General features: G+C 71.1%; 5 protein-coding genes. All 5 read right to left on the reverse strand.

What is annotated here, in order from left to right; genetic code table 11:
- Window positions 1-123: 123 nt before the first annotated feature.
- Window positions 124-1,938, reverse strand: a complete 1,815-nt coding sequence (locus tag AB0H32_RS39290; protein WP_361131455.1) for an NAD(P)/FAD-dependent oxidoreductase — start codon at window positions 1,936-1,938, stop codon at window positions 124-126.
- 492 nt (window positions 1,939-2,430) lie between these two features.
- Window positions 2,431-3,483: a TauD/TfdA family dioxygenase gene (locus AB0H32_RS39295; protein ID WP_361131457.1), complete on the reverse strand. Its 1,053-nt coding sequence runs from the start codon at window positions 3,481-3,483 to the stop codon at window positions 2,431-2,433.
- Window positions 3,484-3,530: 47 nt separating this feature from the next.
- Window positions 3,531-7,298, reverse strand: coding sequence for an AMP-binding protein (locus AB0H32_RS39300; protein WP_361131460.1), 3,768 nt, complete (start codon window positions 7,296-7,298; stop codon window positions 3,531-3,533).
- A 25-nt stretch (window positions 7,299-7,323) separates the two neighbouring features.
- On the reverse strand, window positions 7,324-8,652 hold the full coding sequence (locus AB0H32_RS39305) for an MFS transporter (protein ID WP_361131463.1): 1,329 nt from the start codon (window positions 8,650-8,652) through the stop codon (window positions 7,324-7,326).
- 58 nt (window positions 8,653-8,710) lie between these two features.
- On the reverse strand, window positions 8,711-16,651 hold the full coding sequence (locus AB0H32_RS39310; protein WP_361131466.1) for an amino acid adenylation domain-containing protein: 7,941 nt from the start codon (window positions 16,649-16,651) through the stop codon (window positions 8,711-8,713).
- Window positions 16,652-16,797 lie beyond the last annotated feature (146 nt).

A 16,797-nucleotide genomic window follows, 5' to 3' on the forward strand; every position in this document is an offset into this window, starting at 1 on the left:
CCGCGCGCGCCGACACAGGACCAGGAGGTCCTCGCGCACACTCCCGAGGTCGGGCCCGGTGACGCGGCGGCCGACGCCGACAACCCCCTGATCAGAACTCATCCGTCCGCCGGAGTGGAGGCCTCACTCCCCGGAGTGGTCGAACTCCAGGCCCGCAAAATCTCGGGCCTCACGCCACTGCTGCAGCAGCCGGAAGAACCCCAGGGCATCGGCACCGTCGAATTCGTCGAAGAGAGAGTACGGACCGAGATCCTTTCCCTCGTTGTTGAGGTAGCCGGGCGTGCAGTCGGTGGCCAGGAACAAGCTCCATTCCGGATCGACGGCCACATGGTCCATCCAGGCGTCCTCCGCCTGCCGGGTGACCTCGACGACGTCGGCCCCTTCGCCGACCGCGTGCGCAACGACGGCCGCGACGGTCCTTGCCGCCTCCGACAGGTTGTGCGAGAGGTTGGAGAACCTCGTCCCCCCGGTGAAGGGCTGGACCAGGAAGGCGTTCGGGAACCCGTTCACGTGGATGCCGTGCATGGTGCGCATGCCATTGGCCCAGTGCTCCGACAGCCGCTTGCCGTCCCTGCCGACGGCGTCGAATCCGGCACGCCACGTAGGCGCGGTGCCGACCTCGAACCCCGACGCGTAGATGATGCAGTCCACCTCGTACTCGACGCCGTCCACCACGACGCCTCGCGGCGTGATCCGCTCGGGCCCCTTGCCGTCCGTGTCGACCAGATGCACCGTCGGCGCGTTGAAGGCGTCCAGGTATGCGTCGTGGAAGGTGATGCGCTTGCACGGAATGTGGTACCAGGGCTTGAGGAGCTCCGCCGTCCGCGGGTCCTCGACCGTCTCGTCCACCCGGGCGTGGATCTCGCTCATCTTCACGAGATCCACGTACACCTCATCCGCGTAGAGCCTGCCGCTCAACGCCTCGGCCGTGTCCGAGTCCGGTATCGGCGCCTGTCCGGCGCTGCGCATCACCTTGGCCAGGGCGGTCCAGCTGTCGTTGACCAGATCCTCGGCCGGTTGCTCGGCCGCGGTCATGTTGGCCGCGTAGTTCTCCAGCCAGCGCTGCTGCCATCCCGGCGTGGCGGTCCGAGCGAACCACTCCGGGTCGATCGGCCGGTTGTTGCGGACGTCGACCACAGAAGGGGTGCGCTGGAAGACGAACAGTTCCTGACATGCGGTTGCCAGGTGAGGAACGGCCTGCACCGCGGTGGCCCCGGTGCCGATGATCGCCACGCGCTTGTCACGCAGCTTGTCCAGCGGTCCGCCCTCCGGGTCGCCGGTGTAGGCGTAGTCCCACCGGCTGGCGTGGAAGGCGTGGCCGGCGAAGGTCTCGATGCCGGGGATGCCGGGCAGCTTCGGCACGGACAGGTGGCCGAGTCCCCAGCTCACGAACTGCGCGGTGAACTCGTCGCCGCGGTCGGTCCGCACCGTCCACAGCCGAGTGGTCTCGTCCCACTCCAGGCCGGTCACCCGGGTGTGGAACAGCGCGTTCTCGTACAGCCCGTACTGCTTGCCGATGCGCTGGCAGTGCTCGAGGATCTCCGGACCGTGCGCGTACCACTCCGTGGGCACATACCCGGTCTCCTCCAGCAACGGCAGGTAGATCAGGGACGCGACGTCGCACTGAACACCCGGGTACCTGTTCCAGTACCACGTTCCCCCGAAGTCGCCTCCGGTCTCGACGATCCTGACGTCGGCGACCCCCGCCTCCTTCAGATACGCGCCGGTCATCAGGCCGGCGAAACCCCCGCCGACGAACGCGACCGTGACGTGGTCACGGTACGGCTCGCGCTCCATGCGATCGGTGAACGGGTCCTCGATCATGTGCGCGAAATCGCCGCTGAGCCGCAGGTATTGATCGCTGCCATCCGGCCGGAGCCTCTTGGCCCGCTCGGCGGCATGTTTCGTGAGAAGCTTCGACACATCGGGCTTGGACATGAAAAGTCACTCCTTCAACAGTATTTCTTCGGACCGCATTTCGCGTCCTTCAACAGCGATCCCGACCGGCTCGGCCGTGTGCTCCCCCGGTCGGCACTCCCTCACGGGCTGCTGGACGCGGGTGCACTTGCAGCGATACGGGGGCGGCGCGGGCGATGTCGCCGATCCGCCCGGGGCCGAGCGTGACGTGCTCGAGCGCTCGCCGGATGCCGATGCCCCCGCCGCGAGGTGCCGTCCGGCACCAGGCGTGCCGTGCCCGGCAGCCCTGCTGGTGGCACCGGCACGGCCTGGCTGAACGAGCCCGGCCCGCGTGAGCCTCGCGGCGTCCGAAACCCTCTGCCATGCGCGGGGAGGAGCAGGCGGGCGACGAACTCGACTCCGGTCCGTCCGGACACACCCGGATCACACCGCTTCGAGAAGACCATTTCGCCGAGAAAGCCCCACTGCCCGCTCCTCCCTGCGGCCGTGGCGCCGGTCCACGCAGGTGAGGCCTCAGACCGCGGGCTCGGGCCCGCCGGTCATGTCGCCGAGCGCGACCACGATCTTCCGCGGCCCGGTGAAGGGACTGCGCGAGTGCGCGACCAGCATGTTGTCGATGACGAGGACGTCACCCTCCTGCCAGGAGAACGCGACCGATTCGCGGTCCATCAGGTCGCGGACCTCGGCCACGACGGCGTCGTCGATGACGGTACCGTCGCCCCAGAAGACGTTGCGCGGCATACTCTGCTCGCCGCCGAACGCGAGCAGCGAGGAGCGCGTCTCCGGGTCCAGCGCCGACGGGTGGTGCAGCGCCAGCTGGTTGAAGAACACGGCCTCGCCGGTCACCGGGTGGCGCAGAACCGCCTCGGCCTCCCGCGAGGTGCGCAGGCTGCCGTCCGGCATCCACTCGAAGCCGGTTCCCTCCGCGGCGCACTTGCGTTCGACCTCGGCGGGATCGTCGGTGCCGTAGAAGCGTGCCCAGCTGACGTCGACGCCGTCGATGAAGTTGCGGACATAACGGAGCTTCTTGGCCGCGAAGAGCTCGGCCAGTTCCGGACGCATGCGGGCGAGGACCGTCCGGCAGTCGACGATCGGCGTCTGGCCTCCGGAGTGCGGGGCCACGATGCAGGAGAAGAACTGGCGCATCGGCCACTGCGGCAGATGCGAACTCTCGTTGTGGAACAGGATCGAGAGGTCTTCCGGATACGGTGTCGACTTGTACACCCGGTCCGATTCGCCCTCTCGGGGAAGGTCCCCGTACTCGCGGTAGAGGGTGCCGCAGAGGGCCGAGGCGGCCTGTTCGAACTTCTCCACCGAACCGGCGTGGAACCCTCGGAGCAGGACCGCGCCGTGCCGCAGCAGCCGGGCTTCGAGGTCCTCCCGGTTCGAGCGCAGCCAGCCGGGCAGGTCGACGCCGGGGCCGGCGGGCGTGATCAGAGCGGGTGCCGACGGTGCTTCCGGCAGGAAACCGATGGTCACCGGATCCCCGCCGGAGACCTGCACCGCCCGCCGGGTCGCGCCCTTGAGGGAGCGCGGTCCCGGTGCCGCGGACATCGCTTCGTTCATGTTCTGCGTCCTCTTTTCCTCTGCGGCGACCCCAGTGGTCCTGTGTGTCATGCCTTGAGCTCCCGCCCGATCAGCTCGGCGAGTTCGGCGACCGCGGGCTGCCGCATGATGCCGTGGTGGGTCGTCGCCACCGAGGCGAAGCCGAGTTCCGGACCGACCACCGATCCCCAGCCCCACGTACGGTCCGGATCCAGCGGCTCGTCGGCGGGCTCGGCACGCACCAGCAGCACCGGGAAGTCGGGGCGGTCGAGTGTGGTGCGCTGCTGCACGAAGAAGCGGTCCAGGGCGGTCATGTTGGTCATGTAGACGTCCAGCAGGCTCCGCAGCTCCGCCTCGCCGGAGTCCGGGGGAAGTCGCCCGACGCTCTGCAGGGCGTTGAGCAGTTCCGGATAGCCGAATTCCCCCGTCGGCAGGTCCAGTTGGTAGTGGAAGGCGAAGCGGCGCATGAGATGGTCGTCGGGCTGCTTCGCCAGGGCGCCGTCCACGTCGGGGACGCCGCAGTTGACGATGATCAGCTGGGCCACCTCGCGCCCGAGGCGGCGCAGCGCCTGGGCCGTGGCGTAGGCCATGACCCCGCCGAAGCACCAGCCGATGATCACCGGCGCGGCATCACCGACGGCCGCGATGGTCGCCGCGTACTCCTCGGCCATGGCGGCGAAGTCCTGCTGCGGCGGCCTGCCGTGCAGACCCCAGGCTTCGACACCGAAGACCGACCGGTCCGCCGGCAGCACACGGGCCAGCTCCCAGTAACTCAGTGTGTTGCCACCGCCCGGGTGGACGCAGAAGACCGGTGCCCCGCCCTCCGGTTCATGGGCGGCGCGCAGCGGGACCAGGATCGAGTCCTGGACGTCGCTCTTGCGTACCAGCGCGGCCATCGCCTCGACGGTCCGGGCGCTGAACACTGCGGACATCGGCAGGCGACAGCCGAAGGCGTTGTTGATCTGGGCCATGAGCTTGATCGCGCGCAGCGACTGCCCGCCGAGCTCGAAGAAGTCGGCGTCCGGGGATGTGACGTCCTGGTCGAGGATCGAGGACCAGATCGCCAGCAGGCGCTGTTCCACCGAGTCGCGCGGTCGGCCGGTCCGGGCTTTCGGCGGCTCGATCGGAGCGAGGGCCCGGCGGTCGAGCTTGCCGTTGCCGGTCAGCGGAAGCCGCTCCAGCACCTGCCACCCGGTCGGCACCAGGGCGGCCGGGAGCCAGTCGCCGGCAGCCGCCCGCACCTGCTCGATCGACGGAGCCGGCGCCCCGGCGGCGCCGACGAGGTAGGCGTCGAGGTGCGTCACCAGGCCGCTGTCGTCCGCACGCGCCACGACGGCCACGGCGCCGACGCCGGGCTGCCCGGCCAGCAGCGCCTCGATCTCGCCGACCTGGACGCGGTATCCCCGCAGCTTCACCTGATCGTCGATCCGGCCGAGGATCTCGACGCCGACGCCGGGCACGAGGCGCCCGAGGTCGCCGGTCCGGTAGCCGCCCGCGGCGTCGCCGAAGCCCGGCAGCCCTTCGCGCAGCTGCGCCAGATAGCCGAGGCCCACGCCGGGCCCGCTGATCACCACCTCCCCGGGGCACCAGGGCGGCAACGCGGCGCCCGCCGCGTCGACCACCGTCAGGACGTTCGCCCCCAGGCCGCCGCCCACCGGGATCGACGAGCAGCGTTCGTCGACCGCGTCGTCCAGCGCGACGCACGAGGCGCCCACCGTCGTCTCGGTCGGGCCGTAGTGGTTGTACACACGCAGCGCCGGCGCGATCTCCCGCAACCGCTCGTACAGCGCACGCGGCAGCAGCTCCCCGCCGAGCACGAGTGCTTCGCCCGGGAGCAGCGCGAGCGGATCGGCCGCCTCGGCCAGCAACGCCGTCAGGTGCGAGGGGACCAGCTTCATCGCGGCCGCGGGATTCGCCCGGAACCACTCGGTGAGAGCGGCGGGGCTCGTGGCGGTCTCGGCGGGGATGAGCTGGACGCATCCGCCGCTCGCCAGGGCCGGGAAGACCGCCGTGTAGGCGAGGTCCGCGGCGAGGCTGGAGACCGCCGCGAACTCGGCGCCCTCGGACAGGCCGAGCGTTTCGCCGATGGCCGCCGCGTAGTGCGCCACCTGCTCGTGCCCGATGACCACGCCCTTCGGTACGCCGGAGGTGCCCGAGGTGAAGATCACGTAGGCCGCGCCCGCCGCCTCGGCGCCGCCCGGCACCGGACGCCCGGAGTCGACGACCGCGTCGGCCGTGGAAACACTGGGGACGGAGGTCCCGTAGTCGGCCGTCGGGTCGGGTGTGAGCAGCAGTACGGGGTCGGCTTCCCGCAGGATCGTCTCGATCCGCTGCCGCGGCCACGCGGGGTCGACGGGGACGAACGCCGCGCCCGCGAGCCAGACTCCGAGCATCGCGACGATCGTCTCCGCCGAGGCCGGGGCGAGCAGCGCGACCCGCTGCCCGGCCCGCACGCCGTGCTCACGCAGCAGGTGTGCCACCGCGTCCGCGCGCAGCGCCGCGTCCCGGTAGGACACGACGGTCTCGCCGCAGCGCAGCGCGGGTCGCGCGGGCGTGCGGTCCGCCTGCGCGAGGAAGCGGTCGAGCACCGGGGCATGCCGCGCGGGCGGCTCGGCACCCCTGTCCGGCGCGTTCGTCGCGGTGAGCCGCAGGCCGCCGACGGCGCGCTCCGCGCCGCCGGACAGCACATCGGCCAGCTGATGTCCGAAGGCCTCCGCGACGAGGTCCAGATCGGCCTGGGCGATGCGGCCGGCGGTACCGACGAAGGTCAGGCGCAGACTCCGCGGCCCGCGGACGCAGTCGAGGTGCAGCGGACCATGGGCTTCGTGCACTGATGTCCCGGCCGAGAGCTCCTCTGCCCACCGGTCCTCGCGGTGGCGGTACGAGAGCGGACCGCCGTCCGGCGCGCGGTTCGCGGACGCCACGGTCCCCGGGTCGACGTGGTTCTCGATCTCCGCCACGGAGCGGAGCGCGTCCTGCGACGCCCGCAGCGCGTCGGCGACCGGGGCGTCCGCAGCAAGCTCCAGCCGCACCGGTACCGGACGCTCCAACAGGCCGAGCACGCTCTCCAGACCCTCCGTGAACCGGCCGTCGGACAGCACCACCACCTGGTCGTCGGCGTCGCGGCAGTAGCGGCCGTACAGCGCGCGCCAGAGCGCCAGCAGCACCGCCGCTTCGCTCACGCCGCACCGCGCGGCGAGTTCGTCCAGCTGTTCCAGCGCCGGCCCCTCGACGACGGTCGAGGCGCTCACCGGCTCGACGGCCGCGTCCCCGGGGCCGACGGGCTTGAGGAAGGGCAGTGCCGACGACGACCGCCGCGCCGGCTCGCCGGACGCCGACCGCGCCGACTGCTCCAGGACTTCGCCGAGCCAGGCGGCGACATCGGCGTACTGCAGCTCCGCCCCCTCGTCCGGGGCGCCGTCGACGACCGCGTCCTCGAGCAGAAGGCCGACAAGCCGGCTCCAGGAAGCATCGTCGACGCTCAGCCGCGGCAGGGTGAGGACCAATCGCGTGCCGTCCGGACCGAGTTCGTGCTCGACGGTCAGCGCGCCGGCCCGGAACACGGTGCGTCCGGTCCCCGACCCGTCGATCGCGACCGGACCTGCCGGATCCACGACCTGGACGAGCGTGCGCAGCCCCCCGGGTTGGGTGTACCGCGTGCGGAGGATCTCGTGCTCCGCGACTGCCGCCGTGATCCGGGTCTCCAGATCCGGCACCGCGATCCGCGCGGCGGTGCGGACGGTGCGGACCGCCGTGCTCCCGCCCTCACTCGACCGGGCGAGTTGTTGCGGAGCGAGCTGGTAGCCCTCTTCCTGCCAGGTCTCGGTGGTCGTCATCGTCCGGCCCCTCGGGGTGTCGCTGTCATGATGTCTGCTCCTGAATGGCCACGTCGGAGACCGGCCCGGAATCCGAATCGGCGTCGGCGTCGGGCTCGTAGAGACGGCGCACCGCGCGCACCGGCGAGAACAGCAGGACCATGGCGGCCATGAGCGTCCCACCCGCGGCCACCAGGACAGTCGTCCGCAGCCCGGCCGCGGTCGCGAGCGCACCGCCGAGCAGCGAGCCGATCGCGAACGCCCCCACGATGCCGGTGCGCGCCGTGGCAGTGACCCGCCCGAGCAGTTCGTCCGGGGTGAAGACCTGCCGGAAGCTGACCACGTTCACGTTGAAGGCGGGTATGCCGAACTGGACGACGAAGGAGGCGGCCGCCACGGTGGCGACCGACACGGGCGAATGGCCGGTCACGGCCGCCAGCGCGAGGTAGCCCACCACGGGCAGTGCCATCGCCAGGATCAGCATCGGGCCGACGCCGAACCGTCCGGTCAGCCGGTCGGTGAGGAGAGCGCCGAGCAGTGCGCCCACGCTGCCGACCGCGACGATCAGGCCGACCTGCGCCGCGCCCATGCCCACATGGACCAGATAGAGAAAGAACACCGACGTCAGGGCGCCGGAGAACACGTTGACGATCACCGCGGCCGTGGTGGGCCAGCGCAGCATCGGGTGCTGCCCGATCACGGCGAACCCCTCGCGGATCGAGGCGCGGACCGAGAGGGACTGTGCACCGGGCTGCGGTTCCGGCGCCTTGTCGGCCGGGAGTCCCGCCACCGTGACGAAGGACAGCACGTAGCTCACCGCGTCCACCACGATCGCCGCCGGCGCCCCGACTGCGCTGACCAGCACGCCCGCCGCTCCCGGCCCGGCGACCTGCGCCGACGTGTCCGAGAGCTGGAACTTGCCGTTCGCCTCGGGGAGCCGCTCCCGGCCGATCAGACCGGGCAGGTACGACTGGTAGGCGAGGTCGAAGAAGACGGTCATCGTGCCGACGACGAAGACCACGACGAACAGCTGGCCCATGTCCAGCACCCCGAGTGCCTGCGCGACGGGGATCCAGGCCAGGGCCACGGCGCGCACGACGTCGGCGGCCATCATCGCGGGGCGACGTGGCCGGCGGTCCAGCCACACACCGACGAAGAGGCCGAACAGCAGGAACGGCAGCATGTCGAGGGCGCCGAGCACCCCGGCCTGCATCGGCGTCGCATGGAGCAGCAGGACGGCGGTCAGCGGCACCGCGATGTACGTGATCTGGGTGCCGAACAGCGAAGCCGTCTGGCCGGTGAACAGCAGCGCGAAGTTCCGCTGCCGGAACAGCGAGGGCGGCTTCGTCCCGACGGCCGCGGAGGCCTCGCTCATGAGCGTAGCCCCGACTCGCGGACGGTCTTGGCGCGTTGCGTCATAGCAGTCTTCCTTTTCAGAGCTGGTCACGTTCGGTTCCGCCGACGGGCTGGTCCAGCGGGGGACGGGGACCGACCACCACCCGCCGCCTTCCGGGGCGGAGCCCCCCTGGGGTCGCCGACCCGATCCGGCTCCGTTCGGGCAGTTCCTGGACTTCGGTCGTGCCGATGGGCCGGTCCGGGTAGGTGATCAGTTCCTCGAGCAGCTGGGCGAAGCGCCCGGCCAGCGCCTGGACCGTGTGGTGGTCGAACAGGTCGGTGGCGTACTCGATGACCCCCTCGATCCCCGCCGGCCGCCCGTCCGCTCCGTACACCCCTCGCAGCAGGAAGTTCAGGTCGAACTTGGCCGACTTCCGCCCCGGGAGCACCAGTTCGGCGACCTGCAGCCCCGGCAGGTCGAAGGAGACCCCGGCGTTGTTGTCGAAGGACAGGTTCACCTGGAACAGGGGGTGGCGGGCCAGGGACCGGGGCGGGGCCAGGACCTCCACGAGCCGCTCGAAGGGCAGGTCCTGGTTCTCGAACGCCGCCAGGTCCGTCTCCCGGACCCGGGCCAGCAACTCACGGAACGTCGGATCCCCCGAGAGATCGGTGCGCAGGACCAGGGTGTTGATGAAGAACCCGACCAAGTCGTGCAGCGCCTCGTCACCGCGCCCGGCCAACGGCGTGCCGATCGGGATGTCCGTCCCGCCGCCCCACCGCGACAGCAGCGCCGCCAGCGCCGCCTGCACCACCATGAACGGCGTCACCCCCGCTTGGCGGGCCAGCTCGTCGGCCCTCCCGTGCGCATCCGCGCCGATCGCCACGGGCACTTCGGCACCACAGTGGCTGGCCACCGCAGGACGCGGCCGGTCGAACGGCAGGGTCAGCACGTCCGGCAGCCCCGCCAGCGCCCCGCGCCAGAACACCGACTGCCGGGCCGCCAGGCTGCCGGGGTCGCCCACGGCGCCCAGCAGCTCACGCTGCCACAAGGCGTAGTCGGCGTACTGGACCGGCAGTTCGTCCCACTTCGGCGCACTGCCGCCGACCCGCGCGGCGTAGGCAGTCGCGAGATCCCGGCCCAGCGGGCCCGCCGACCAGCCGTCACAGGCGATGTGGTGCAGCACGAGGACCAGCACGTGCTCGTCCGGACCCACCGAGAACCCCTGTGCGTGCACCGGGATCTCAGCAGCCAGATCGAACACGTACCCCTCCGCCTCGGCCACCAGATCCGCGACCTGGCCGGCACCGGCGTCGGACCACACGATGGGCAGCACGACCTCGTCGGCGGGCACAATCCGCTGGAACGGCTCGCCGTCGGGTGCCGGGAAGACCGTCCGCAGACTCTCGTGCCGCCCCACCACATCGCGGAGTCCCGCCTCCAGCGCGCCGCGGTCCAGCGTCCCGGACAGGCGCAGCACCAACGGCATGTTGTACGTCGCGCTCGGCCCCTGCAACTGGTTGACGATCCACAGCCGTTGCTGCGCGAACGAGAGCGGCATCGGGTCGGGGCGAACCGCGGCCCTCAGTGCCGGACGCGAAGGCCCGGTCCCGACGCCGGTCAGCGCACCGGCCAGGGCGGCGACGGTGGGGGCCTCGAACAGGGTGCGGATGGCGAGCTCGGCCCCGAGCAGGGCCCGGACGCGGGCGACCAGCCGGGTCGCGAGCAGGGAGTGACCGCCGAGTTCGAAGAAGTTGTCGTCGACACCGACCGAGGGCAGACCGAGCACCTCGGCGAAGGCGGTGCACAGGAGCTCCTCCTGCACCGTGGTCGGGGCGCGGTGGGTGGAGACGACCGCGTAGTCCGGTGCCGGCAGGGCCCTGCGATCCAGCTTCCCGTTGGCCGTCAACGGCAACCGGTCCAGGACCACGACCGCCGACGGCACCAGGTACTCCGGCAGCAGCCCGGCGACGTGCCGCCTCAGCAGGCCGGGCAGCTGGGCGAGCCGTTCCGGATCCTGGCCCGGACCGGGTACCACGTAACCGACCAGACGCTTGTCGCCAGGGACGTCCTCGCGGGCTACGACGGCGGCCCGGGCGACGCCGGGATGCCCGCCCAGCGCCGCCTCGACCTCGCCGATCTCGATCCGGAACCCCCGGATCTTCACCTGGTCATCGGCACGGCCGGCGAACTCGAGGTTGCCGTCGGCGCGCCGGCGGGCAAGGTCGCCGGTCCGGTACATCCGTTCCCCGGGGGCGCCGAACGGGCACGCCACGAAACGCTCCGCGGTCAGCCCCGCACGACCCAGATACCCCCGGGCCAGGCCGGCACCCGCCACGTACAACTCCCCGGTCACGCCGGGCGGGACCGGCTCCAGAGCGTCATCGAGGACGAACACCCGCATGTTGAACGTGGGCCGCCCGAGGATCGGCCGCGGAGCGGACCGGGGTTGGGCGAAGACCTGGTAGACCGTGCACTCCGTGGGCCCGTAGAAGCTGAAGCTGCGGGTGCCGTCACCCAGTGACCCGAGCCATTCCCACAGCGAGTCGGGGACGGCCTCGCCGCCGACCACGAGCAGCGCCGGACGACGTCGGCCGTCGTCGAACAGACCGCCCGACACGGCGGAGGCCATGTGGGAGGGGGTCAGCTCCAGGAAGTCGACGTCGTGCTCGTCCAGCCACGTCGCGAGCAGGGCGTTGTCGGACAGCACCTCCGTGCTGACGACATGCAGCTCATGACCCTCCATCAGGCACGAGAGCTGATCCCAGCAGGCGTCGAAGGATATCGAGTTGGTCAGGGCGACGCGCAGGGGCCGTCCGTTCGGCGACACAGCGGCGGCGGCGAAGACCGACTCACGATGGACGGTGATGAAGTTGGTGATGCCGCGGTGCGGCATCACCACGCCCTTGGGGGTTCCGGTGGAACCGGAGGTGTAGATGACGTAGGCGGGGTGCGCGGGGTTCAGCGGGGTGGTGCGGTCCGTGTCGGCCGGGTCGTGGTCCCACGCCGGGTCCGCGGTCAGCCTCTTCTGCGTGACCGGGTCGTCGAGGACCAGGAGGGGCGCGTCGGCCGGCAGGCGTGCCGTGGTGCCCTGAAGCGTCAGCACGTACGACGGCTTTGCATCCTCGATCATGAACCGCACCCGTTCCACCGGGTAGTCGGCGTCGATCGGCAGATATGCGGCGCCCGCCTTGACCACGCCGAGCATCGCCACGACGAGTTCGATCGACCGCGGCAGCGCCAGGGCCACGACGTCTTCGGGACCGACTCCGTCGTCGATCAGGTGGTGGGCGAGCCGGTTGGCACGGACGTTGAGCTCGCTGTAGGTCAAGGCGGTGTCGCCGAAGACGACCGCGATGCCCTCGGGGGTACGGGCCGCCTGGGCCTGGAAGAGCGCGGGCAGCGTCGTGGGCGGGACCGGGTGTGCGGTGTCGTTCCAGCCGTGCAGCACCTTCTCCCGCTCTGCGGCCGTCAGCAGCGAGACCCGGTCGACCCGCTGCCCGGGACCGGCGGTCAGGGTGTCGAGGACGCGGCTGAAGCGCCCGGAGATCCGCTCGGCGCTCGTGCGGTCGAACAGGTCGACGGCGTAGGCGAGTTCACCGGTGATCCCGGCGGGCCTGCCGCGGTCGTCGAAGCGCTCACTCAGGTCGACGTTCAGGTCGAACTTCGCCGGGGTGTCGCCGTCGGGCAGGATGCTCGTGCGCAGGCCCGGCAGGTCGAGCACGGGATCGGTGTTGTTCTGCAGGGACAGCATCACCTGGAACAGCGGATGGCGGGCCATCGAACGGGCCGGGGCCAGCTCCTCGACCAGGCGCTCGAACGGCACGTCCTGGTGCGCGTACGCGTCGAGCGCCTGCTCGCGCACGCGGGCCAGCAGCTCGCGGAAGGACGGACCGCCGGAAAGGTCCGTGCGCAGAACCAGGGTGTTGACGAAGAACCCGACGAGGTCGTCGAGCGCGGTGTCGGTGCGCCCGGCCGCCGGGGTCCCGATCGGGATGTCCGGGCCGGCGCCGAGCCGGGAGAGCACCACGGCCAGAGCGGCCTGGAGCACCATGAACACCGTCACGCCCTCGGCCCGGGCCAGCTCCGCGGCCTGCGCGTGGACCGAGGCGGGAATGTCCAGCAGCACGCTCGCGCCGCGGTGCGTGGCCACCGCCGGTCGGGCGCGGTCGACCGGCAGCGACAGTTCCTCCGGCAGTCCGGCCAGCGCCTGGCGCCAATAGGCCAGCTGCCCGCTCAGCAGGCTCTCCGGGTCCTGCGCCGAGCCGAGCAGCTCGCGCTGCCAACACGTGTAGTCCGCGTACTGCACCGGCAGCGGCGCCCACTGTGGTGCCCGGCCGGCGCGGCGCGCTGCATAGGCCACCGACAGATCCCGCGCCAGCGGCGCCATCGACCAGCCGTCGCCGGCGATGTGGTGCACCAGCAGCACCAGCACATGCTCGTCCGTACCGGCCTCGAACAACCATGCCCGCAACGGCGCCTCGGCCGACAGGTCGAAGCCGTGGCCCACGGCCTCGGCCACCAGCGCGTCCACACCGGACGGCCCGACCCGGTCGGCCGGCACCACCGTGAGCACCTCGCCCAGCTCCTCGACCGACAGCACCCGCTGGTACGGCAGGCCCTCGACCGCCGGGAAGATCGTGCGCAACACCTCATGGCGTCCGAGAACATCCCGCAACGCCGTGGCCAGCGCAGCACCGTCGAGCTCGCCGGAAAGCCTGATCACCGCCGGAATGTTGTATGTCGCGCTCGGCCCCTCCAGCTCGCCCAGGAACCACAACCGCTGTTGCGCGAACGACAACGGCAGCGGCTCCGGACGAACAGCGGCCACCAGCGCCGGACGCGAGGGCCCGGCCGCAACCAGCACACCGGCCAAGGCGGCGGCGGTAGGGGCTTCGAACAGGGCGCGGATGGTGATCTCCATCCCGAGCAGGGCGCGGATGCGGGCGACCAGCCGGGTCGCAAGCAGGGAGTGACCGCCGAGTTCGAAGAAGTTGTCATCGACGCCCACGCCGGGCAGACCCAGCACCTCGGCGAACGTCGCACACAGCAGCTCTTCCTGCACCGTGGTCGGAGCGCGGTGGGTCGAGGCGACCGCATAGTCCGGGGCGGGCAGGGCCTTGCGGTCCAGCTTCCCGTTGGCAGTCAGCGGCAACCGGTCCAGGACCACGACCGCGGCCGGCACCATGAACTGCGGCAGACTCTCCCCGGCGAACCGGCGCACCTGCGTGGTATCCAGCACACCCGCACCGGCCGGGACCACGTAGGCCACCAGACGCTTGTCCCCAGGCCGGTCCTCCCGGGCGACGACCGTGACCTGCCCGACCCCCGGATGCCGGCCCAGCACCGCCTCGATCTCGCCCAACTCGATCCGGAACCCCCGGATCTTCACCTGGTCATCGGCACGGCCGAGATACTCGAGATTCCCGTCCGCCCGCCACCGCACCAGGTCCCCGGTACGGTACATCCGTTCCCCAGGCGCACCGAACGGACAGGCCACGAACCGTTCCGCGGTCAGCCCCGGGCGGTTGAGGTACCCCCGGGCCAGCCCCGCACCGGCCACATACAACTCACCGGCCACCCCCACCGGCACCGGCCGCAGCCCGCCGTCGAGCACATACGCCCGCATGTTGTCCAACGGCCGGCCGATCGGCACCTGATCGGTGAGGTCATCAGCCGAACGCAGCCGATGGCTGGCGGCGAACGTGGTGGTCTCGGTGGGACCGTACCCGTTGACCACTTCGATACCGGGGCATGCCTGCAGCACGCGGCGCACGGCGACCGGCGAGAGGACATCGCCGCCGGCCCATACCTCGCGCACGCCCTTGAAACACTCGGCGGCTTCTTCTGCCATGAGCGCGAACACACCCGCGGTAAGCCACAGCGCCGTTATCCGCTCCTCGGCGATCAGCCGGCGCAGACCCTGGACCTCCAGGTCCCCCGCCGGCGCAATCACCAGACGACCGCCGGAAAGCAGCGGCACCCAGATCTCATAGGTCGAAGCGTCGAAGGCATGCGGCGAGTGCACCAGCACACGCTCATGCCCCTTGCCCTGCCAACGCCGGTCGAACGCCAGCGCCACCACGTCCCGGTGCCGGGCCGCCACCCCCTTGGGAACCCCGGTGGATCCGGAAGTGAACATGGCATACGCCAACTGATCCGCGCTCACGACCCGATCCGGGTCGCTGTCCAGTTCGCCGGACACCTCCAAGTCCCCCAGCACAACCACCCGCGCATCACACCTCGACCCCGCCAACAGCGCGGCATCATCGGTCAGCACGAGACGAGCGCCGCAGTCACCCACCGCCCACTCCGCACGCTCCGGTGGGAAACTGGCGTGGATCGGCACATAGAACCCACCGGCTTTGACCACGGCCAACACCGCCACGATCAAATCCGCCGACCGCGGCAGCATCAGCGCCACCGGCTCCTCGGCACCCACCCCCAACGCAACCAGCCGGTGTGCCAGCCGGTTGGCCCGCTCGTTGAGCTCGGTGTAGGTCAGCCTCGTGTCACCGCAGACCACCGCGACCGCGTCGGGCGTCCTGGCGACCTGGGCTTGGAAGAGCGCAGGCAGGGTGTCCTGCGGCACCGCACGCGCGGTGTCGTTCCACTCCTCGAGCAGCAACCCGCGTTCCCGGTCGGTCAGGATGTCCACCAGGCCGACCCGCTGGTCGGGCTGGGCGGTGAGCTGCTCCATCAGACGGACGAACCGCCCTGCCAGCGCCTGGACCGTGTCGTGGTCGAACAGGTCGGTGGCGTACTCGACGGTCCCCGCGATCCCGGCCGGTCGGCCGTCCGGCTCGTGCTGCTCGCGGAACTCGAAGTTCAGGTCGAACTTGGCTGTGTCCCAGGCCGGGCCGGCCATCTCGGTGACCCGCAGGCCGGGCAGCTCGAAGGCGACCCGGTCGTCGGTATCGAAGGCCACCATGACCTGGAACAGCGGGTGGCGGGCCGGGGACCGGGGCGTGTCGAGGATCTCCACCAGGCGCTCGAAGGGCAGGTCCTGGTTCTCCAACGCAGCCAGGTCGGTGTTCCGGACCCGGGCCAGGACCTCCCGGAAGGTCGGGTCCCCCGACAGGTCGGTCCGCAGCACCAGGGTGTTGACGAAGTTCCCGACCAGGTCGTGCAGCGCCTCCTCGACGCGCCCGGCCACCGGTGTGCCCAGCGGGATGTCGGTCCCCGCCCCCAGCCGGGAGAGCAGCGCCGCGAGCCCGGCCTGCACCACCATGAACGGCGTCACACCGGTCTTGCGGGCCAGCTCCGCGATGCGCGCGTGCAGAGGGGAATCAATGACCACCGGCGCCGCGGCGCCGCGGCGGCCGACGGTCCGGGAACGCGGCCGATCGAACGGCAGGGTCAATTCCTCCGGCGCCCCGGTCAGCGCCGCACGCCAATACGCCGACTGCCGGGCCAGCACACTGCCCGGGTCGTCCTCGGCCCCCAGCAGCTCCCGCTGCCACAACGTGTAGTCGGCGTACTGAACCGGCAGCTCGTCCCACTCCGGCGCGGTCCCGGCCGCCCGGGCCGCGTAAGCTGCCGCGAGATCCCGGCCCAACGGGCCCGACGACCAGCCGTCACACGCTATGTGGTGCACCAGCAGCACCAGCACATGCTCATCCGGGGCCACCGAGAACCCGCGCGCTCGCACCGGAATCTCGGAAGCCAGATCGAACACGTGGCCTGCGGCCTCGGCCGCCAGCGCGGTCACCTCCTCCGCGCCGGCGTCGCCCCACACGATCGGAAGCACGATCTCGTCGGCGGGCACGATCTCCTGGAACGGCTCCCCGTCGACTGCGGGGAAGATCGTCCGCAGACTCTCGTGGCGCCGTACCACGTCGAGCAGAGCCTGCTGAAGCGCTGCCCGGTCCAGCGCGCCCGACAGTCTCAGCACCCACGGCACGTTGTAGGCCGCGCTCGGCCCCTCCAGCTGACCGATGAACCACAACCGCCGCTGTGCGAATGACAACGGAATCATGCAGGCTCCTCTAAAAGCATCGGAAAGCACCGGGTCGGGAATCAAGGGCCACTGTTTCAGCAAAGGACCACTGAATAAACAGGCTCATACAGTCTTTGGTGAGGTTCGCACGCGGAACCCGCGAATGCGAATGAGCACCGGGCGCAGGTCCGGGGAGCGGTGTCGGGGGCGCGACACCAGGCCCGGCCGGCGCCCCGCCGACCCGGCGA

It is taken from the genome of Streptomyces sp. NPDC020362 (assembly GCF_040642095.1).
GTDB lineage: Bacteria > Actinomycetota > Actinomycetes > Streptomycetales > Streptomycetaceae > Streptomyces.

What these genes read in the sequence shown, in the direction of transcription:
- AB0H32_RS39290 (WP_361131455.1), bottom strand. Translation starts at nt 1,938, where the DNA reads ATGTCCAAGCCCGATGTGTCGAAGCTTCTCACGAAACATGCCGCCGAG.
- AB0H32_RS39300 (WP_361131460.1), bottom strand. Translation starts at nt 7,298, where the DNA reads ATGACGACCACCGAGACCTGGCAGGAAGAGGGCTACCAGCTCGCTCCG.
- AB0H32_RS39305 (WP_361131463.1), bottom strand. Translation starts at nt 8,652, where the DNA reads ATGAGCGAGGCCTCCGCGGCCGTCGGGACGAAGCCGCCCTCGCTGTTC.
- AB0H32_RS39295 (WP_361131457.1), bottom strand. Translation starts at nt 3,483, where the DNA reads ATGAACGAAGCGATGTCCGCGGCACCGGGACCGCGCTCCCTCAAGGGC.